Raw genomic sequence first — 19,752 nt, forward strand, 5'->3', positions numbered from 1 at the left:
GCTAGGCCGACCTCGCTGCGCCACCGTTCAGCAGCGCCCACACCACGTCCTTCTGCACCGGGATCGCGTACGGCCGCACGCCGGTGGCCGCGGCCACCGCGTTCGCCAGCGCCGGGGCCACCGGGTTGTACGGCGCCTCGCTCATCGACTTCGCGCCCCGCACGCCCATGGTGTCCACCGTGGACGCGAACAGCACCTCGGTCGGCGGCACGTCCGCAATCTGCGGCACCCGGTAGTGCCGGAACGTCCGCGTCTCGACGACGCCGTCGCGCACCACGACCTGTTCGGCCATCGCCGAGCCGAGCGCCTGCGCCACGCCGCCCTCGATCTGCCCGCGGAGCTGCTCCGGGTTGATGACGACGCCCGCGTCCGCCGCCTGCACCGACTGCAGCACGCGCACCTCGCCCGTTCCGCGGTCCACCGCGACGCGGAATCCCTGCACGTTGAACGCGACGGAACGCGGCGAGCCGTCGTGCGAGCCGTCGGCCGACACGGTGTCCGCCGTCGTGCCGTCCGTCGCGCCTGCCCGGGCCGCCGCGCGGCCGACGAGGTCCGCGAAGGCGACCCCTCCGCCGTCCGGCAGCGAGGCACCCTCCGCGCCGAGCGCCGAGCCCTCCGGGAGGCCCGCGAGCAGCGCGGCCCGCAGCCGTTCGGCCGCGAGCGCCACCGCCTTGCCGGCCACGACGGAGCCCGCCGAGCCGTAGGCGCCGGTGTCGTACCCGGCGACCGCCGTGTCCGACTGCCGCACCCGCACCCGGTCCACCGTGGTGCCGAGCTCGGCCGCGGCGATCTGCACGTGGACCGTGGTGGTGCCGTTGCCGAACTCGGCGGTGCCGACGTCGAGCGTGTACGTGCCGTCGGCCCGCGCCGTCAGGCGCGCGGTGGAGTGGTGCCCGCGCGGCGGGATCGTGGCGATCATCGCCAGGGCGACACCCCGGCCCTCGGCCCACCCGGGGGGCGCGGCCTGCCCGCGCTCGCCCCGCTCCCCCGCGTCGAGCGCCGCCTCGACGAGGTCGAGGCACTGGTCCAGGCCGTACGACCCGTAGTCCAGGTCGCCGGCGTCCACGTGGCCGACGACGAACGGGTCACCCGGCTGCACCACGTTCCGCCGGCGCAGCTCGACCGGGTCGAGGCCGAGCCGGGCCGCCAGCTCGTCGACCGCGGACTCGATCGCGAACTGGACCTGGCCGAGCCCATACCCGCGGAACGCGCCCGACGGCACGTTGTTCGTGTAGACGGCCTCGGCGTCGACCCGCTTGGCGGGCGCCCGGTACACGGCCATGGACTCGTGGACGCCGTGGAACAGCACGCCGGGGGCGTGGTTGCCGTAGGCGCCGGTGTCGGACAGGACGTCGATCGCCAGGGCGGTGAGGGTGCCGTCCGCGTCGGCGCCCAGGCGGACGCGCACGCGCATCGGGTGCCGGCACGGCGTCACCGCGAACTGCTCCTCGCGGCTGAGCTCCCACTGGACCGGGCGGCCCGTGCGCAGGGTGGCGAGCGCCACCACGTCCTCGACCAGCATCTCCTGCTTGCCGCCGAACCCGCCGCCCACGCGCCCCGCGACGACCCGCACCGTCTCGCGCTCGCGGCCCAGAAGGCGGGCCAGCTCGTCGCGGACGAGGAACGGGACCTGCGTCGACGTACGGACCACGAGCGTCCCGTCCGGCGCGACGTGCGCGCGGGCGCCGTGCGTCTCGAGCGCGGCGTGGGCGACGCGGGCCGTGGTCCACGTGCCGTCCACCGTGGCGGGGCTCGTGGCGAGCGCCGCGTCGACCGCACCCGGAGCCGGGTGCTCCTCGTGCAGGGCCGCGACCACGTTGCGGTGCGGATCGTTCACGCGCGCCTCGAGCGGGTCCTTGTCCCCGTGCAGCTGCGGGGCGCCCGGCGCGCGGGCCGCCTCCGGGTCGAAGACCGCCGGCAGCTCCGCGTACTCGACGTCGACCAGGCGCAGCGCCTCGCGCGCCAGGCGCGGGGTCTCGGCGACGGCGACGGCGACGCGCTGACCACGGAAGCGCAGCACCGGGTCGAGCATCAGGGTGTCGTCCGGGTCGTCGAGCCGGTTGTCGTGGCGGGCGGTCGAGAAGCGGACGGGCGGGACGTCCTCGTGGGTGAGGACCAGGTGCACGCCGGGCGCGCGGCGGGCGGCGGACGCGTCGATCCGCGTGATCCGGGCGTGCGGGTGCGGGCTGCCGAGGACGGCGACGTGCAGCATCCCCGCCGGCTCGCGTTCGTCGAGGGTGTATGCCTCGCACCCGGTGACGACCCGCCGTGCGGCGGGGGCGGCGACGGCGCGGCCGAACGACTCCCCGGCGTCGGCCTGCTCGATGTTGACCTTGCCCGCGAGCGCGTCGCGGATGGAGCGGTAGCCGGTGCAGCGGCAGAGGTTGCCCTTGAACAGCCGCTCGAGGTCGGACCCGGACGGACGGACCACCTCGGCGTCGTCGGGGAGCCCCAGCGACGCCGCCGTCACGACCATCCCGGCCGTGCAGAATCCGCACTGGAACCCCGCAGCCTCGGCGAACGCGCGCTGGGCCGGGTGCAGGTCGTCGGGGGTGCCGAGCCCGGCGACGGTCACCACCTCGGAGTCCGCGGCCCGGTGCGCCGGGACGAGGCACGAGTGCACCGGGGCGCCGTCGAGCAGCACGGTGCAGGCACCGCAGTCCCCGGCGTCGCAACCCTTCTTCACGCCGGTGCGGCCCTGCTCCCGCAGGAACGTGCGGAGGCACTGGCCGGGGCGCGGGGTTGCGGCGACGTCGGAGCCGTCGACCTTCATCCGAGCTCCTCCAGCACCTCGTGCGCCAGGCGGCGGGTCATCGCCGCACGCCAGACGGGCGTGCCGTGAGGGTCGTCGTACCAGTCGGTCACGCGGTCGAGGACTGCGTCGAGGGCGGCGTGGTCGCCGGCCGGCACGGTGAGCTCCACCGGCCGCGGCACCGAGGCGGTCAGCACGAGCCGCACGCGCCGTACTGCTTCGGCAGGTTCTGCTTCGGCGGCCGTCACCACCGCCGACGAGCGGCCCAGCGCCGTCAGTGCCGCCTTCCGGAACGCGGTCCGCGCCCCGAGCGCCGACGCCGGCACGCGCACCTCGCGCAGGACCTCACCGGGCGCGAGCGTCGTGCGACCCGCCCCTGTGACCAGGTCGACGACCGTGGATTCGCGAGCCCCGCCTCCCGGCGTCCAGACCACCACGGACCCGCCGAGCGCCGCGAAGAGGGAGACCATGGCGCCCGCGGGCAGCGCGAGGCACACGTTGCCGCCCACCGTCGCGCTGTGCGCCACCTTGAACGACAGCAGGAGCGCGTCGGTGCACGCCCGCACGATCGCGAGCCCCGGGTAGGGTCCCGGGACGCCGGAGCCCCCGAGCCCTCCGGGTCCTTCGCGGAGCTGCTCGATCGTGCAGGTGGCAGCCACGCGCAGCCCGGCCCCGTCGATCGTCCATGGCTCCCACCCCATCCCCGTCAGGTCCACCAGGCCGGTGACGCCGTCGGGAACGGGCTCGGAGAAGAGGAACGTCCCGCCGCCGAGCAGCACCTCGCCGGGCGCCAGCGCGAGGTCCTCGCGCGAGCGGGCGACCCGCACCGTGTCGACGTCGAGGTCCATCAGCTCTCCTCGATCTCGTGCAGCGCGGCGTACGCGCGGTCGATCGCCTCGATGCGCTCCTCGCCGGCGGGGACGCGGGCGAGGACGGCGTCGGACAGGGCGGCGACCAGGCTCATCGGGACGGCGTGCGAGTCGAACGCCCCGTCGTACCCGACCGGGCACTCGACCCACCAGGTCACCCGCCCGGAGAGCACTCGCAGCGTCGGGTCGGCCAGGAGCAGCACGCGGACGCCGTCGGCGAGGAGCTGTTCGACGGCCGCCACGACGCCGGTGGCGTGCCGCCGGAACGACAGCATGACCACGACGTCGGACTGCCCGAGGCCCACCAGGTCCTCGGCGAGCGACTGCCCCGGCGAGGGCGCGAACACGACCCCGCCACGCGCCTGGGCGAGGTTGCGCCGCAGCTCGACGGCCGCGGCGTGCGATCCGCGCCGCCCCACCACGACGACCTGGCGGGCGTCCGCGAGCGCCCCCGCGACGTCGTCGAGCAGCGCCTCCGAGAGGGTGCCGTAGGCGCGCTGCAGGTTCGCGACCTCCTGCTCCAGCCGCTCCCGCAGCCCTGGCGCGGGCTCGACCGCGACCGGCAGGCCGCGCCCGCGCTGCATCCGCAGGTGCTCCCGCAGACCCTCGAAGTCCTCGTAACCGAGGCGGCGGAACAGCCGGCTCATCGTCGCCTTGGACACGCCCGCGAGCGTGGCGAGCTCCGTGGCGCGGTAGGTGGCGAGGTCGCCCATGTGGTCGAGCAGGGTGTCGGCGGCGCGACGCTCCTGCGGGGACAGGTCCGCGTACCGGTCGGCGATACGGTCCTCGAGCGGGGTCATTCGTTCTCCTCCCGGGACGCGTGCCGGCGCGCGACCGCGAGCACGGCCGCCTCCAGCGCGTCGAGCGCGAGCGCCACGTCGTCCTCGCGGACGTCCTCCGCCGGGTGGTGGCTGATCCCGTCGTGGCACCGCACGAACAGCATCGCCACGTCGGTCACGGCCGCCATGGCCATGGCGTCGTGCCCGGCCGGGCTCCACAGCCCGGGCACGCCGTCCGATGCCGCACGGCCCGGGTCGACCGGCGGTGCGGTGGCCGTGATGCCTTCGACCACCGCCTCCGTGAGCCACGGGGCGCACGTCGTGGACGGTGCACGGTGCGTCTCGGTCGCGTCGAACCGCACGCCCCGTACGGTCGCGATACTGCGGGCGGTGCCCTCGATGCGTTCCCAGAGGTCGTCGCGCTCGGCGTCGGTGGTGGCCCGCAGGTCGAGGGTGAGCTCAGCGCGGCCGGGGATGACGTTGACCGCGCCGGGCTCGACGGCGATCTCCCCCACCGTCGCCAGGCAGCCTGCCGACTCGCGGCCGAGGCGCTCGATCTCCACCACGATCATCGAGGCCGCCACGAGGGCGTCCCGGCGGCGGTCGTAGGGTGTGCCGCCCGCGTGCCGGGCCTCACCCGTCACGGTGAGGACGAAGCGGCGGGCGCCCGCCACCGTCGTCACGTACCCGAGGGGCTGGTCGACCGCCTCGAGGCGCGGGCCCTGCTCGATGTGCGCCTCCAGGTAGCCGACGAGCTCCTCCGGGCGCCGGGCGGCGTCGCCCACGCGGGCCGGGTCCAGCCCGAAGGCACGGAACGCCTCGTCGAGACGTATCCCGTCCGCGTCGCGCTGCTCCCACCACGCCGGGTCCCACTGGCCCGACGCGGCGCAGCTGCCCAGCAGCGCCTTGCCGAACCGGGCGCCCTCTTCGTCGGAGAAACCGGCGACCTCCAGCGCGAACGGCAGGGCGGTGTCGCGCAGCCGCTCCGCGACGGCGATGGCGAGGGTCACGCCCAGCATGCCGTCGTAGGCGCCGGCGTCGGGCACGGTGTCGAGGTGCGAGCCCAGCACGAGGGCGGGGGCGCGGTCGCCCGCACCGCCGCCCGGCCGCTCCGGCGCCCCGCCCGGCCGCTCGGGCGCCCCGCCCGGCGCTCGGCGGCCCCACAGGTTCCCGGCGGCATCTGTCTCGGTGTCCAGGCCGGCGTCCCGCATCCACGCGGCGACGGCCGTGTTGGCCGCCGCGTGCTCCCGCGTCAGGTACGCGCGCTCCAGCGCGTCCGGGCGGGCCGAGAAGGTCAACAGGTCGGTGCAGCGGTCGAGCACCCAGCGCGCGGTCGTCACGCGACCACCCCAGCCGTCGCCGACTCGTACACCCCGAGCGCCGCGTCGACGCCGCCGCCCGGTGGCACCGGCACCCCGGCCCGGCGCAGCGCCTGCTCCAGGGCGGCGAGCGTCACCAGCACGGCGTCCCGGCGGGCGTTGTGACCCATGGTGCCGATGCGCCACACCTTCCCGTGCAGCGACCCGAAGGAGGTACCGATCTCGAGGCCGAAGTCGGACAGGAGGGCACCGCGCACCGCGTCGCCGTCGACCCCGTCCGGGATCGCGACCGCGACCACGTTGTGCATCTTGTGCGCCACGTCGCCGAAGACCTCCAGGCCGAGGCCCCGCACGCCCGCGAGCATCGCGCCGCCGTGCAGGGCGTGCCGGGCGATCGCGGCGTCCATGCCCTCGACCGCGAGGAGGCGCGCGCACTCCCGGGCCGCGTAGAGCATCGACGTGGCCTCGGTGTGGTGGTTGAGGCGGCGCGGCCCCCAGTAGTCCATGACCTGCGCCAGGTCCAGGTAGTTGGAGGCGATGCGGGCACCGTGGTCGATGTCGTCGGCCGACCGGATGCCCGCCTCCACGTGCTTGCGGGCCCGGATCAGGGCGGCGGCGCGCACCGAGACCGTGACCGGCGCGGAGCCGGACGGTCCGCCCAGGCACTTCTGCAGGCCGGCCGTCGCCACGTCGACGCCCCAGGCGTCCGTCTCGAACGAATTCCCGCCGAGGGAGGCGGTCGCGTCGACGTAGAGCAGCGCGTCGTGCTCGCGGGCGATCGCGCCCAGCGCCTCCAGCGGCTGGGCCATGGTGGTGGACGTGTCGCCGTGCACGACGGCGAGCACCTTGGGCCGGACGCGGCGGACGGCGTCGGCGATCTGGTCCGGCTCGAACACCTCGCCCCACGGCGCCTCGATCGTGTGCACCTCGGCCCCCGCACGCGCCGAGATCTCCGCGAGCAGGTGCCCGAACCGCCCGAACACCGGGACGAGCACGCGGTCCCCGGGCTCCAGCAGCGACACGAGCGCCGCCTCGATGCCCGCGCGGGACGTGCCGTCCACGAGGAACGTCTGCTCGTTCTCCGTGCGCCACACCGTGCGCCACAGGGCCATGGTCTCGTTCATGGTGTCCGTCATGAACGGGTCGAACTGGCCCACCAGCGACGCGGCCATGGCGCGCAGCACGCGCGGGTCCGCGTCGACGGGGCCGGGCCCCATGAGGAGCCGCGGGGGCGGGTTGATCTGACGCGCGCCTCCCGCAGGGTCCAGGCCGACGGCGGCCGGGCGGAAGCCGGGAGCTTGCTGGCCTGTCATACGTGTGTCCTCTCCAGCAGGCGGCCGCGTGCGCCGCCGCGGGTGTCGCGGGTACCGCGCAGGACCGTGCCCACCACGGCTCCCTCCAGCACCAGGCCGTCGTACGCGCTGATCGGGTTGCGGTGCGCCAGGTCCTCGGCCCGGACCGGGGTGGTCGCGGCCGGGTCGTAGAGCACCAGGTCGGCATCGTGCCCGACGGCGATGCGCCCCTTGCCCGCGAGCCCCGCGAGCGCGGCCGGTGCCGCCGAGACCCACCGGGACACGCGGTCGAGCCCGATCCCGCGCCGGCGTGCCTCGGCCGCGAGCGCCGTGAACCCGACCTGCAGCCCGCTGATCCCGCCCCACGCCTGCTGCAGGTCGCCGTCGCCGCGGAGCTTCTCGGTGGCGGTGGCCGGCGAGTGGTCGCTCACGACGAGGTCGAGGATCCCGGCCTCGAGCCCCTCCCACAGGGCGTCCCGGTTGCCGCGGTCGCGGATGGGCGGGCAGCACTTGAACTGGGGCGACGCGTCCGGGATGTCCTCCGCGGCGAGCGTCAGGTAGTGGTGGCAGGTCTCGGCCGTGACGGGCAGGCCCTCGTCCTTCGCCTTCGCGACCAGGTCGAGGGCGCGGGCGCTCGACAGGTGCAGCACGTGGGCGCGGGCGCCGGTGTCGCGCACGGCGTCGATCAGCCCGGCGATCGCGGACGTCTCGGCCTCGTCCGGCCGCGACAGCACGAAGTCGCCGTAGGCACGGCTCGACGGGTGCGGTGCCGCGGCGAGCACCGCCGGGTCCTCCGCGTGCACCACCATCAGCCCGCCGAACCGGGCGATCTCCCCCAGTGCCTCCCGCAGGAGTGCCCCGTCGAGGTGCCCGAACTCCGGCACGCCCGAGTCCGCGAGGAAGCACTTGAAGCCGGACACGCCGGCGTCCCACAGCGGCTCGAGCTCGGCGGTGTTCCCCGGCACGGCCCCGCCCCAGAACGCCACGTCGCAGCTCAGCCCCGCGGCCAGGGCCGCTGCCTGCTTCACGCGGAGCGCCTCGACCGTCGTGGTGGGCGGGATCGAGTTGAGCGGCATGTCGACGATCGTGGTCACACCGCCGAGCGCGGCCGCACGCGTCGCCGTCGCAAACCCCTCCCACTGCGTGCGGCCGGGCTCGTTCACGTGCACGTGCGAGTCGACGACGCCGGGCAGCACGACGACGCCGTCGGGCACCCGCACCACCGCTGCGGGCGGAGCCTCCTCGCCGGACCCGGCCTCTTCTCCGCCCACGGCGAGGGAGACGATCCGGCCGTCCTCGATCCGCAGCCTCGCCGGCTGCAGCTCACCGTCCACGAGCACCTGCCGCGAGGACAGCTCCCAGGAGGTCACGCCGACGTCGGGCAGCGCGCTCATACGAAGCCCCCGATCGTGTTCCACACCGGATGGTCCTCGACCCCGGACCGCGTGACCGCCGCCTCGATGAGGCCGTACGGCCGGTCTGCGGCGAAGAAGACCTCGCCCGGGTTGTCCAGTCCGAAGGGCTCGAGGTCCACGAGGAAGTGGTGGTTGTTGGGGCAGGAGAGCCGGATCTCGACGATGTCGTCGAACGCCTCGAGCACGGCGCGCCCCATGGCGTACACCGTCTGCTGCAGGGCGAGCGAGTGCAGGGTGGCGAACGTCTCGAGCAGCAGGGCGCGGACCGCGTCGAACCGGGCGTCGTGGTCCCCGTCGAACCCGGGTGCGTACCGCCACCAGGCCGTGACGTCGGTGGCGAGGATCCGGTCCGACACCTCCGGGAGCGTCGTGTACCGGTCGCGCGGGAAGCCGTGGAACTCGCTGCCGGTGGACTTCAGCACCGTGCAGTCACGCAGCCCGGCCAGCACGGTGAGCCCCGACGCGTCGGCGTGCACGAGTGCCGTCCGCGCCTCGCGCCCGGACCGCACGAACGCGTGGTCGTGCTCCGACCCGTCCGCGACGATCCGGTCCCACCCGTACTGCTCGGCGTACCAGCGCCCGCCGCTGACCTGCGGGAACCCGGTGAAGTGCTCCGCGAGCCGGGTCAGGAACGCCTCGGGCGCGCCGACCCCGTCCCGCGCGAACGCATACACGGTGTTCTTCTGCGTGTCCGTCGCGATGACGGCCGAGTTGTCGCCGTCGACGTGGCACGCGGCGAAGTCGCCGCGCAGCTGGGACGTGACGTTCAGGTCCGTGACGCGGTGCACCGGCGTGGCCCGGTCCACGCGGACGATCCGCACCTCGGCCTTGCCGTACTGGTTGGCTCCCAGGACGATCGACATTCAGCTCCCCCGGTAGGTGGTGTACGCGAACGGGCTCAGCAGCAGCGCCACGTGCGTGTGGTCTGCGCCGAGGGTGACGTCGAGGACGACCTGCGGGAAGAAGGTCTCGCGGCCCTGGGCCGCGAACCACTCCCCGGTCGCGAACGTCAGGACGTAGGCCCCGGGGCCGGGGACCTCGCCCCAGGCGATGCGCCCGTCGGCATCGGTGGTCGCCTCGGCCGCGACGGTGCCCGACGCCGGACGCCCGGGCGAACGCTCGAGACCGCCTCCAGGTCGCTCTTGGACGCCGTTGAGCGACCTGGAGGCGGTCTCGAGCGTGACGCTCAGGCCGGCGGCGGGCAGGCCGCGGGCGGCGTCGAGCACGTGGGTGGACGCGGTGGTCATGCGCCGACCGTGCCCTGGCCGGCCGACCCGACGCCCGCCTCGACGGCGGACTCGAGCCGCAGGAGTGCGATCTGCCGGAGCTGCTCGACCGTGACGAGCTCCTCCGTCTCGGGCGCGTGCCCGAGGCGGCGGGTGAGCTCGGCGAGGATCTCCGGCGCGGTCCGCCCCGCGGCGCGGATCAAGAAGATACGGCCGAACCGCTGTTCGTACTCGGCGTTGCCGGCGGCGATCGCGGCGGCCGTCACCTCGTCGGCGGTCGGTTGCTCGCGCCGGGACATCGCCGCCTCCGCGGTCGCGCCGCCCGCCCGCTCCCCGATCCGGGGATGGTGCGCGAGGGCGGCGTCGAGGTCCGCGACGGTCCAGTCAGCCGCAGCGCGCACGGCACGCAGCAGCAGCGTGTCCCGGCAGGGGTACGGCCGGCCGGCGACGACGTCGTCGACCCAGGCGTCGATGTCGGCGCACGGCCGGATGACCGCCGCGGCCTGAGCCGGGGGCAGCACGTTGAACGTCGCCAGGTCCATGCTCGGAACGTACTGTCGCAGGCGTTCCCTCGCATGGCACGCGCGTTTCACGCCGGTTAACTCTTGAAACAGACCGACGCGCACTCAAGGAGCTGCCGGGCGACGAACCTGCGCGGAGCGGGTGCGTCAGGGAACCGGGCCGGTACCCGGGTCGCGGTAGTTCGGGTCGCGGAGGGCCGCGTCGGGGTAGTCCGGGTTGCGGTAGGCCGCGTCCGGGTAGACCGACGGCGCCGCAGTCGCCGTCTCCACGACCGTTCGCCGCGGCCACAGGGCGATGAGAAGACCCACGATCGCGCTGCCCAGGTGCAGCCAGTTGTCTTCCTCGTTGAGGTTGAGGTAGTCCGTCATCCGGTCGTCCAGGACGAGCAGGCCGTAGACGAAGGTCGCGCCGTAGCCGATGGCGAGCAGCCAGCCGAAGGTGCGAGCCCCTCCGGAGGACGGCCACAGCATCACGCCCAGGAGGCCGATGACGACGTGGACGATGTTGTGCAGCGGGTTGACCGCGAAGACGAGCAGCGTCTGGTCATGATCGGTCTCGGTGAAGCCGTCCATGTCGAACCCGGTCACGAAGAACCCGGCGACACCCACCACGAGAAAGACGAGCCCGACGACCAGGGCAAGCCACTGGTGCACCCCGCGCGCACGGCGGACGGTGGTCTGCTGGACCATGGTTCCCTCCTTGGACCCGAATGGTCAGGTACAGCCACCATCACGCAGCCCGGGTACGCTCGCACGTCAGACGATTGCATCGGCCCAGTACCGCAGCCAGCCGCGGGGCGCCGGCCGCGGGACGAATCAGCCACCCACCACCGGCATCCTGCCCGTCCGCAGGGCGTGCGCCACGTCGGGGCGCCCGTTCACCCGCGCCAGGTCCGCCGCTCGCTCGTGGTCATAGGCGACCGAGCGGAGCCGCGCTTCCCAGCCGCGGCCTTCGCCGTCGACGATCGCGTACCGGGCGTCCGGACTGCCCGCCTCCACGCGGTAGTGGTGCGGCTGGTCGTCGTCGAAGGCAGGCCAGCCCACGCTGCCGGGATTGACGACGAGCGACCCGTCGGGCAGCCGACGCGAGCGCGCGACGTGGGTGTGCCCGCACAAGAAGAGGGCGTACCGCCCGTACGCGGCGCCCAGCCGCTCGACGACCTCCGCGTCGGTCGCCTCGCGCAGCCCGCCCGGGGTCACGGTCTCGGTGAGGTGCCCCAGGTCGTCGTCCGGGCTCGCGTGGAAGGCGAGAACGCCCGGCACCGGCGTAGCCGTCAGGGGCAGGGCGGCGAGCCGGTCGCGGTCGGCACCGGTCAGCACGGAGTCCGCGAGGCGGTCGGACGCGCCCATCCGGCCACGCGGCAGGGTCAGGACCTGCCGCTCGTGGTTGCCGCGCACCGTCACGACGCCGGGCAGCCCGGCGAGCAGGTCGAGCGTCCCGCGCGGGTCGACCGCGCCCGAGGCGATGTCGCCCAGGTTCAGCACGAGGTCGACCCCCTCGGCGTCGACCGCCGCGAGGACGGCGGCGAGCGCCGGGGTGTTGCCGTGGACGTCGGACAGGACGGCGATGCGGACCATCACCGCAGGCTAGCGGGCACTTCCCTGGCCGAGGGACGCCGCCAGCGCGATCAGCGCGCGGTCCGAGCCCGCCGGCCCCACCAGGCACGCGCCCGCCGGGAGGCCCGACGTCGTCTCGACCGGCACGTTCACTGCCGGCAGCCCGCCGATCCCCGCGACGCAGGTAAGCAGCATCGTCGCCTGACGGACGGCGTCGAAGGCACCCGGGTCGTCCGCCCGCGGCGCCGGCGACGACGTCGAGGGCAGCACCAGCACGCCGTCGCCGAGGCGCTCGCGGATCGTCGCGCGCGCCCGGGCGACCGCGGACCGCGCCTCCTCCGCCTCGGCGGCGGTGATCGCCCGCGCCCGCTCGAACCGCCCGCGCACCGCGGGCCCCAGGGTGTCCATCCGGTCCGCGAGCCACGCCCCGTGAACCTGCCACGCCTCGGCGGCCTGGAGGGTCTGGAACGCGGCGAGCCACCCGGGCTCGGGCAGCCACGCGACGGAACGGACGTCCCGCCCGGCCGGAACGGCACCCGCCACCTGTCCGACGGCGGCGCTCACCTCGGGCTCGGCCAGCCCCAGCAGGTCGTCGCTCACGAGGAACGGGCCGGTGGGCGCCGACGTGTCGGGTGGGAGCAGCACCTCCCCGGCGCGCGCCAGCAGGGCGGCGTCGCGCGTGAGCCAGCCGACCGTGTCGAACGACGGCGCCAGCGGCAGCAGGCCGCCTGCCGGGACGGCGCCGTGCGTGGGGCGGATTCCCCACAGCCCCTGGTAGGCGGCCGGAACCCGCACCGACCCGCCGGTGTCCGTGCCCAGCGCGATCGTCGCCTCGCCGCCCGCGACCGCCGTCGCCGGTCCCGACGTCGAGCCACCGCTGATCCGGCCCTGCGCCCGGGGGTTCGGCGGCGTGCCGTAGTGCGCGTTGGCGCCGGTCAGGCTGTACGCGAACTCCTCGGTCTGCGCGATGCCGGCCACCGCGGCACCGGCGCCGAGGAGCCGCGCCACTGCGTCGGCGTGCGCGGCCGCAACCGGCGCGGCCGCGAGCCACGCGGGGTTGCCCGCCCCGACCCGCTGCCCGGCGACGGCGAACAGGTCCTTCACCGCGACGGTCTCGCCGTCGAGCACACCGATCCCGGTCGGGGCGACGAGGGGGCCGCCGTGCCCGTCACCGAGGACGCGCCAGACACTGGGGTCGTGAGTCAAGGCAGTCGCCTCCTAGGCGTACGGGTCGGTCAGCGCGAAAGGCGTCCGGGCGGCGTCGAGTGCCTCAGCGGGGAAGGACTCGCCGGGCGTGTAGTACCGCGACCGGGTTCGCCCCACCGATTCCAGGATCCGCAGCGCGACCAGGTCCCGCAGGTCGCGCTGCGCCTGCTGACGGCTCAGGTTCTCCGCGTGCTCGTAGCGAGCCCGGCGGACCCGGCCGGAGAGCGCGACGTCATGAAGCGCCGTGACCATCCGCTGGTCAAGGCCCGACTGTCCCGCGAACCTGTCGAGCTCCACGAGCACCCGAGCCGAGCGCTCCAGCCGGCGCTGCACCGACTGCGTCTGCTGGTGCGAGGCGACCAGGTTGAACCGCACCCACTCGCCGACGTCCTGGTCGGGCAGGTAGGTCGCACCACGGGCCGTCAGCACGCGGTAGTACTCCCACGTGTTTCCCGGTCGCCCGAGCCACGCCTCGATCGACGAGAACTCCGGGGACAGCACGCCCGACCGAGCTGTGACCAGGGTCTGCAACGACCGGGACATCCGTCCATTGCCGTCGGCCCAGGGGTGGATGGACACCAGGTGCAGGTGCGCCATCGCCGCCCGCACGACCGGGTGGGTCGCGTCGTCCTCGTTGAGCCGGTCCACGAGCTCGGTCATCAGACCCGGGACCTCTTCGGCAGCCGGCGCCGTGTACGAGGCGATCGACGGATCGCGGGCATCCGTGACGTACACGGGCCCAGGGCGCCACTGGCCGGCCGGGCGGCGTCTCGTGTGGTGATGCCCCTGCAGCATCCAGTGGAGCGCGTTGAGAAACCCCTTGCTGTACGCGAAGTCGGGGGCCTCGTGCAGCGACTGGATGTAGGTCATCATCCGCTGGTACGCGAGGGTCTCGTCACGGTTCTCCTCGGTCACGTCGACGTCCCGCTCGCCGTCCATCAGGTCGGCCACGTCCACCGTGGACACCCGGAACCCCTCGATCGAGTTCGACGCCGCGACCGCGTCGGCGGCGAGGAAGCGCCGGAGTCCGTCGGTCCACTTGGCGGGAGTGGACCGGACCGCCAGGCGCAGGTCCTCGCGGGCAGCGTCGATCTCGGCGAGCACTCGCTCGTCGTTCGCCGTCAGCCGTGGGGTGGGAAAGAGCACCGACTCACTCTAGGTTGAAACAATCACCGCGTCAATGCGTCTCGAAGTCCGACTTCCGGATGCGGGCGTGGACGCCCTTGACGACGTCGACCACCTGGGAGATGTCGAAGTCGGTCGCCGCACTCAGGTAGGCGTAGGCGTGGGCCGGCGCCATGCCGTAGCGAGCGCCGAGCAGCGCGATCGCGGCGCGCACGCAGTCCTGGACGGCCACGTCGAGGTCCCGGTCGAGCCCCGTCGGCACGAGGAACTCGGCCGTCTCGGCGACCGGCCCGACGAGCTCGCCGAACGCGGCGACGGCGTCGTCGGCCGGGATCACGTCGAACGCGAGCCGGGCGCGCAGCGAAGCCTCGAAGGCCGTCAGGGCGACCTCGCCATCGCCCTGCGCGAAGTGCGGGTCTCCGACATAGGCGAGCGCTCCGTCCACCTGCACCGGCAGGTACAGCGTGGCGCCCGCGGTGAGCAGGTTGATGTCGAGGTTGCCGCCGAACCGGCCCGGCGGGACGGAGTGCGGGCGCTCGTCCCCGGCCGCCGCGACGCCCATGATCCCGAGGAACGGATGCAGGTCGAAGCCGACGGTGGCCGACGACCCGGGGGCGAGCGGGAGGCGACCGCGTCCGGCGTCGTCCACCGTGGCGAAGACGCTCACGATGCCCTCGCCGCCGGCCGGGTACTCCCCCGGCAGCGCGCCGCGGCCGTGCCGGTTGGAGATGACGCCGTACGGGACGCGCGGCACGGTCTCCAGGACGCGGATCGCGAGGAGGTCGCCCGGGCGGGCGCCGCGCACCGCGACCGGGCCGGTCACGACGTGGCCGCCGTGTGCCCCGGGGACGTCCACCAGGCCCGGGACGCGCGGCCCGAGGCGCGAGGTCCGGGCCCCCGCGAGCGCGACCGCGTCCTCGAGCACCGCGTCCTCGGCGACCCCGCGCTCGGCGAAGTAGGCCAGCGGGTCACCGCCCTGGTCCTCCAGGATCCCCTCGTGGGACAGGGCGTCCACCACGACCTCGTCGCCCGGGTCCACCGTGAGCACGGGAGTGTCGGCCGCGCACGGCAGCCGTCCCCAGTAGGCGGTGTCGACGGTGGTGGGCAGGTACGCGGCGCCCGCCGGGACGGCGGTACCGGGCTGGAGGATCTGCTGCTGGCGCACGGGGTCACCGTACCCAACCGCCAGGGGCCGTCAGTCCCGTGCCGGACGAGGCCGCGCACCGCGCAGATACCACGCCAGGACCGCGCCGGTCGCCGCCAGGAAGATCAGCTGCATGAGCGTGCGCGGCAGCAGCTCGTCGTACCACGGCACCCCGACACCCTCGAGGGCGTAGTACACGTTGGCCGGGAACATCACTACCAGCAGAGCCGTCAGCCCCGCGGCCGCCCACGGGACGGTGCGGCGCAGCAGCAGCCCGACGGCGCCCGCCAGCTCCAGCACGCCCGTGACGGTGACGAGCACGCCCGGGTTCGGCAGTGCCGGCGGGACCATGTCGATGAGCTCCTGACGCAGGCCGATGAAGTGGGCTCCGCCCGTCATCAGGAACATGACGGCCAGCCCGCCGCGGAGCGCGACCGGCCAGGGCCGCAGCCGGGCGACCCCTGCGGCACCTGCGACCAGCAGCGCCGACGTGACGACGACGAGGGCGATGAGCGGTTCCACGGTGAGCACCTTCCCGAGTCCTGGCCGAACGCGCCGAGTTGGATACCAGCACTCTCCAATAATGGAGAGTGCTGGTATCCAATGTCAAGGCGTCCCACTCCGACCTGGCGGGCCGCCCTGCGCCCGCCCGTGCGCCTGCGCCTGCCCGTGCGCCTGCGCACATGACTTCGGCACCTTGTCGTCGGGTCGGCACATCGAAGTGCCGACCCGCGCGGCGCTGGGCGGGGCGGCCCCCCCCCCCCCCCCCCCCCCCCCCCACGACAAGGTGCCGAAGTCATGTGCGCAACCAGCGACCAGCGACGCGCGATCCCGGTCAGGCGGAGGCGCGCTCCGCCCGGTTCACCGCCGAAACGATCGCCTTGAGCGACGCTGTCGTGATGGACGGGTCGATGCCCACACCCCACAGGACGTCGTCGCCCACGGCGCACTCGACGTACGCCGCCGCGTTGGCGTCTCCGCCCTCGGACAGCGCGTGCTCGGCGTAGTCGAGCACGCGGACCTGGATGCCCACCTGCGAGATCGCGTCCAGGAAGGCGTCGATCGGGCCGTTGCCCGAGCCCGTCAGGGTCAGCTCGGACCCGCGGTCGAGCACGTCGATCTCCAGCGTGGCCGGCCCACCCTCGACGGAGGAGACCCGGGTGCCGCGCAGCTTGAGACGGCCCCACGGCTCCAGCCCGGGGTTCGTGTCCCCCTCGACCGGCAGGTACTCGTCGGTGAAGATGCGCCAGATGTCGCCGCCCGTGACCTCGGCCCCCTCGGTGTCCGTCACTTCCTGCACGGCCCGCGAGAACTCGATCTGGAGGCGGCGGGGCAGGTCGAGGGCGTGCTCGGCCTTCAGCAGGTAGGACACGCCACCCTTGCCGGACTGGGAGTTGACCCGGATGACGGCCTCGTACGAGCGGCCCACGTCCTTGGGGTCGATCGGCAGGTACGGCACGCCCCACACGAGGTCGTCGACGCCGACGCCGGCCGCCACCGCCTGGCCCTCCATGAACTCGAAGCCCTTCTTGATGGCGTCCTGGTGCGAGCCGGAGAAGGCAGTGAACACGAGGTCGCCCACGTAGGGGTGCCGCTCGTGGACCGGGATCTGGTTGCAGTACTCGACGGTGCGACGGATCCCGTCGATGTCGGAGAAGTCGATCTGCGGGTCGACCCCCTGGGAGAAGAGGTTCATGCCCAGCGTCACCAGGTCGACGTTGCCGGTGCGCTCGCCGTTGCCGAACAGGCAACCCTCGATGCGGTCGGCGCCGGCCTGGTAGCCCAGCTCGGCCGCGGCGACGGCGGTCCCGCGGTCGTTGTGCGGGTGCAGCGACAGGATGACGTTCTCGCGGTGGTCCAGGTTTCGCGACATCCACTCGATCGAGTCGGCGTACACGTTGGGCGTCGCCATCTCGACCGTGGCGGGCAGGTTGATGATCACCTTGCGGTCCGGCGTCGGCTCGAAGACCTCGATCACCGCGTTGCAGATGCGTGCCGCGAACTCCAGCTCGGTCCCGGTGTACGACTCCGGCGAGTACTCGTAGTACACCCGGGTGTCCGGGATGGTCTCCTCGAGCTTGCGGCACAGCCTGGCGCCGTCGAGCGCGATGTCGATCACGCCGTCCATGTCCGTGCGGAACACGACCTCGCGCTGCAGCACCGACGTGGAGTTGTACAGGTGGACGATCGCCTGCTTCGCGCCCCGGATCGACTCATAGGTGCGCTCGATGAGGTGCGCGCGCGCCTGGGTGAGCACCTGGATCACCACGTCGTCCGGGATGCGGTCCTCCTCGATCAGCATCCGGACGAAGTCGAAGTCCGTCTGGGACGCCGACGGGAAGCCGACCTCGATCTCCTTGTAGCCCATCTGGACGAGCAGCTCGAACATGCGGAGCTTGCGCTCGGGGTTCATCGGCTCGATGAGGGCCTGGTTGCCGTCCCTCAGGTCGACCGCGCACCAGCGCGGCGCCTCCGTGATGCGACGGTCCGGCCACGTGCGGTCCGGCAGCGAGAGCTCGATCTGCTCGTGGAACGGGCGGTACTTGTGTACCGGCATCCCGGACGGGCGCTGCGGGTTGTCCTCGATGATCCCGGCGGCAGTGCCGAAGACGGGGCTCCCGGTGACCGGGGCGGTGCTGTTCTCCATCGTGCGTCCTTCGTTTGCGGTGGACCTGGGGTCGGCCGGCACGACAAGTCCACCGCGGCGAGGGACCGGCCTTGTCAGGCCTCGCCGCGGCAGCGAAGGAGGAGGCTCATCGCCAGGTGCACATCGTCACTGTACCCCGGGCGCCGGTCGCGGGGTTCACTGTCCACATTCCGGCGCGGCGACCACCACTCAGACGCGCTTGGTCTCCAGGAACTCGGCGATGCGGCCGATCGCCTCCTCCAGCTGCTCCACTGCGGGGAGCATGACGAGCCTGAAGTGGTCCGGCCGCACCCAGTTGAACCCCGTCCCGTGCGTCACGAGGATCTTCTTCTCGCGCAGCAGCTCGAGCACGAGCTTCTCGTCGTCGTCCACCGGGTAGACGGCGGGGTCGAGCCGAGGGAAGCAGTAGAGCGCTCCCTGGGGCACCACCGTGGAGACGCCCGGGATCTCGTCGAGCAGCCGCACGGCCAGGTCCCGCTGCTCGCGCAGCCGCCCGCCGGGCAGCACCAGGTCCTCGATGGACTGGTGCCCGCCGAGCGCGGTCTGGATGGCATGCTGCGCGGGCACGTTGGCGCACATCCGCATGTTCGACAGCAGCGTCAGGCCCTCGAGGAAGTCCTTCGCAAGGTGCCGCGGCCCGGTGAGCACCACCCAGCCGGACCGGAACCCGGCCACGCGGTACGACTTTGACAGGCCGGAGAACGTCAGGCACAGCACGTCGTCGCCGGCGAAGGTGGCGGTGTGGTGGTGCACGGCCCCGTCGAACAGGATCTTCTCGTAGATCTCGTCCGACAGGAGCACCAGGTCGTGCTTCCGGGCGATCTCGACGAGGGCCTGCACCGTCTCGGCGGAGTACACCGCGCCGGTGGGGTTGTTCGGGTTGATCACCACGAGCGCCTTCGTGCGCGCCGTGATGCGCGACTCCAGGTCCGCCAGGTCGGGCGCCCAGCCGTTCGCCTCGTCGCACAGGTAGTGCACGGGCGTGCCGCCGGTGAGCGACACCGCGCCGGTCCACAGGGGGTAGTCCGGCGCGGGGACGAGCACCTCGTCGCCGTCGTCGACGAGCGCCTGCAGCACCATCGTGATCATCTCGGACACGCCGTTGCCGATGAACACGTCGTCCACCGTCACGTCGGCCAGGCCCCGGCCCTGGTAGTACTGGGCGACGGCGGTCCGCGCGGTGTAGATGCCGCGGGAGTCGCTGTACCCCTGGGCGTCGGGCAGGTGGTGGATGATGTCCTGCAGGATCGAGTCGGGTGCCTCGAAGCCGAACGGCGCCGGGTTGCCGATGTTCAGCTTGAGGATCCGGTGCCCCTCCGCCTCGAGGCGCTCGGCCTCGACGAGGATGGGGCCGCGCACGTCGTAACGGACGTGCTGGAGCTTGCGGGACTGGCCGATGTGACGCACGGGTGGATTCTGCCACCCTCGCCGGCTGCCTACCGCCGGCTTCGCAGCGCGGCGTCGACCGCCGGGTCGCCGAGCGCGCCCAGCCAGTCCAGGAGCGCCGGGTACGTGGACGGGTTGGCGGCGACCTGCGGGCGCAGGTGGGGCGCCTCCTGGACGATCAGGGCCAGGTCCGCGAGCGGCGTCGCGGGGTCGAGCGCCCGCGCGGCCGTCCAGCGCGGCGCGGCCGCCACGGGTGGCATCACGGCGGTCTCGCCGGAGATCACCTGCGTGTCCTGAACGGCCTGGCTGCCCGACGCCGGCCGGGTTACCTGCGTGTCATACCCCGCCTGGGGCGCGGCCTCCCGGGCGGGGGCGGCGGCCTGGGCAGGCGCGGCCTGGGCGGGCGCGGCCGGCTGGGCGGGGGCGACCGGCTGGGCGGGGGCGACCGGCTGGGCGGGGGCGACCGGCTGGGCGGGGGCGACCGGCTGGGCGGGCGCGGCCGGCTGGGCGGGCG

Annotated in this window: 18 protein-coding genes; all 18 read right to left on the minus strand. The window is 73.9% G+C overall.

The features are described from left to right. Position 1 precedes the first annotated feature (1 nt). Positions 2 to 2,773, minus strand: coding sequence for a molybdopterin-dependent oxidoreductase (locus L1785_RS21500; protein WP_236091300.1), 2,772 nt, complete (start codon positions 2,771 to 2,773; stop codon positions 2 to 4). Beyond that, positions 2,770 to 3,600, minus strand: a complete 831-nt coding sequence (locus L1785_RS21505) for an FAD binding domain-containing protein (protein ID WP_236091301.1) — start codon at positions 3,598 to 3,600, stop codon at positions 2,770 to 2,772. Before L1785_RS21505 ends, L1785_RS21500 begins: the two co-directional genes overlap by 4 nt. Beyond that, the gene (locus tag L1785_RS21510) at positions 3,600 to 4,421 is read right to left on the minus strand and encodes a MurR/RpiR family transcriptional regulator (RefSeq protein WP_236091302.1); all 822 of its coding nucleotides are present in this window, start codon (positions 4,419 to 4,421) and stop codon (positions 3,600 to 3,602) included. Before L1785_RS21510 ends, L1785_RS21505 begins: the two co-directional genes overlap by 1 nt. Then, positions 4,418 to 5,740 carry a Zn-dependent hydrolase gene (locus tag L1785_RS21515; protein ID WP_236091303.1) on the minus strand — a complete coding sequence of 441 codons (1,323 nt, stop codon included), beginning with the start codon at positions 5,738 to 5,740 and terminating at the stop codon, positions 4,418 to 4,420. Before L1785_RS21515 ends, L1785_RS21510 begins: the two co-directional genes overlap by 4 nt. Continuing rightward, positions 5,737 to 6,936: a pyridoxal-phosphate-dependent aminotransferase family protein gene (locus tag L1785_RS21520; protein ID WP_236091317.1), complete on the minus strand. Its 1,200-nt coding sequence runs from the start codon at positions 6,934 to 6,936 to the stop codon at positions 5,737 to 5,739. The genes L1785_RS21515 and L1785_RS21520 overlap by 4 nt, the downstream gene beginning before the upstream one ends. 92 nt (positions 6,937 to 7,028) lie before the next feature. Next, complete coding sequence (allB, locus tag L1785_RS21525) at positions 7,029 to 8,405, minus strand: allantoinase AllB (protein WP_236091304.1); 1,377 nt, start codon at positions 8,403 to 8,405, stop codon at positions 7,029 to 7,031. Next, positions 8,402 to 9,289, minus strand: a complete 888-nt coding sequence (gene pucL, locus L1785_RS21530) for a factor-independent urate hydroxylase (protein ID WP_236091305.1) — start codon at positions 9,287 to 9,289, stop codon at positions 8,402 to 8,404. Before pucL ends, allB begins: the two co-directional genes overlap by 4 nt. Then, on the minus strand, positions 9,290 to 9,673 hold the full coding sequence (locus L1785_RS21535) for a hydroxyisourate hydrolase (protein WP_236091306.1): 384 nt from the start codon (positions 9,671 to 9,673) through the stop codon (positions 9,290 to 9,292). Continuing rightward, the gene (uraD, locus tag L1785_RS21540; protein WP_236091307.1) at positions 9,670 to 10,194 is read right to left on the minus strand and encodes a 2-oxo-4-hydroxy-4-carboxy-5-ureidoimidazoline decarboxylase; all 525 of its coding nucleotides are present in this window, start codon (positions 10,192 to 10,194) and stop codon (positions 9,670 to 9,672) included. The genes L1785_RS21535 and uraD overlap by 4 nt, the downstream gene beginning before the upstream one ends. 126 nt (positions 10,195 to 10,320) lie before the next feature. Continuing rightward, the gene (locus L1785_RS21545) at positions 10,321 to 10,863 is read right to left on the minus strand and encodes a DUF4383 domain-containing protein (RefSeq protein WP_236091308.1); all 543 of its coding nucleotides are present in this window, start codon (positions 10,861 to 10,863) and stop codon (positions 10,321 to 10,323) included. Between the two features lie 126 nt (positions 10,864 to 10,989). Beyond that, positions 10,990 to 11,751, minus strand: coding sequence for a metallophosphoesterase family protein (locus L1785_RS21550; RefSeq protein WP_236091309.1), 762 nt, complete (start codon positions 11,749 to 11,751; stop codon positions 10,990 to 10,992). Positions 11,752 to 11,760: 9 nt separating this feature from the next. Then, entirely contained in the window at positions 11,761 to 12,936 is a 1,176-nt protein-coding gene (locus L1785_RS21555; protein ID WP_236091310.1) for an amidase family protein, read from the minus strand. Positions 12,937 to 12,948: 12 nt separating this feature from the next. Continuing rightward, positions 12,949 to 14,082 (minus strand): Fic family protein, encoded by a 1,134-nt coding sequence (locus tag L1785_RS21560; RefSeq protein WP_236091311.1) that lies wholly within the window; start codon positions 14,080 to 14,082, stop codon positions 12,949 to 12,951. A 31-nt stretch (positions 14,083 to 14,113) separates the two neighbouring features. Continuing rightward, positions 14,114 to 15,226, minus strand: coding sequence for an acetamidase/formamidase family protein (locus L1785_RS21565; protein WP_236091312.1), 1,113 nt, complete (start codon positions 15,224 to 15,226; stop codon positions 14,114 to 14,116). A 30-nt stretch (positions 15,227 to 15,256) separates the two neighbouring features. After that, positions 15,257 to 15,727 (minus strand): DoxX family protein, encoded by a 471-nt coding sequence (locus L1785_RS21570; RefSeq protein WP_236091313.1) that lies wholly within the window; start codon positions 15,725 to 15,727, stop codon positions 15,257 to 15,259. Positions 15,728 to 16,040: 313 nt separating this feature from the next. Beyond that, entirely contained in the window at positions 16,041 to 17,852 is a 1,812-nt protein-coding gene (leuA, locus tag L1785_RS21575) for a 2-isopropylmalate synthase (protein ID WP_372461857.1), read from the minus strand. A 189-nt stretch (positions 17,853 to 18,041) separates the two neighbouring features. After that, positions 18,042 to 19,259, minus strand: coding sequence for a pyridoxal phosphate-dependent aminotransferase (locus L1785_RS21580; protein ID WP_236089339.1), 1,218 nt, complete (start codon positions 19,257 to 19,259; stop codon positions 18,042 to 18,044). Between the two features lie 29 nt (positions 19,260 to 19,288). Continuing rightward, the coding region (locus L1785_RS21585) for a variant leucine-rich repeat-containing protein (RefSeq protein WP_372461900.1) at positions 19,289 to 19,752 on the minus strand (464 nt) is incomplete at its 5' end.

The sequence above is a fragment of the Antribacter soli genome, from assembly GCF_021568775.1.
GTDB lineage: Bacteria > Actinomycetota > Actinomycetes > Actinomycetales > Cellulomonadaceae > Antribacter > Antribacter soli.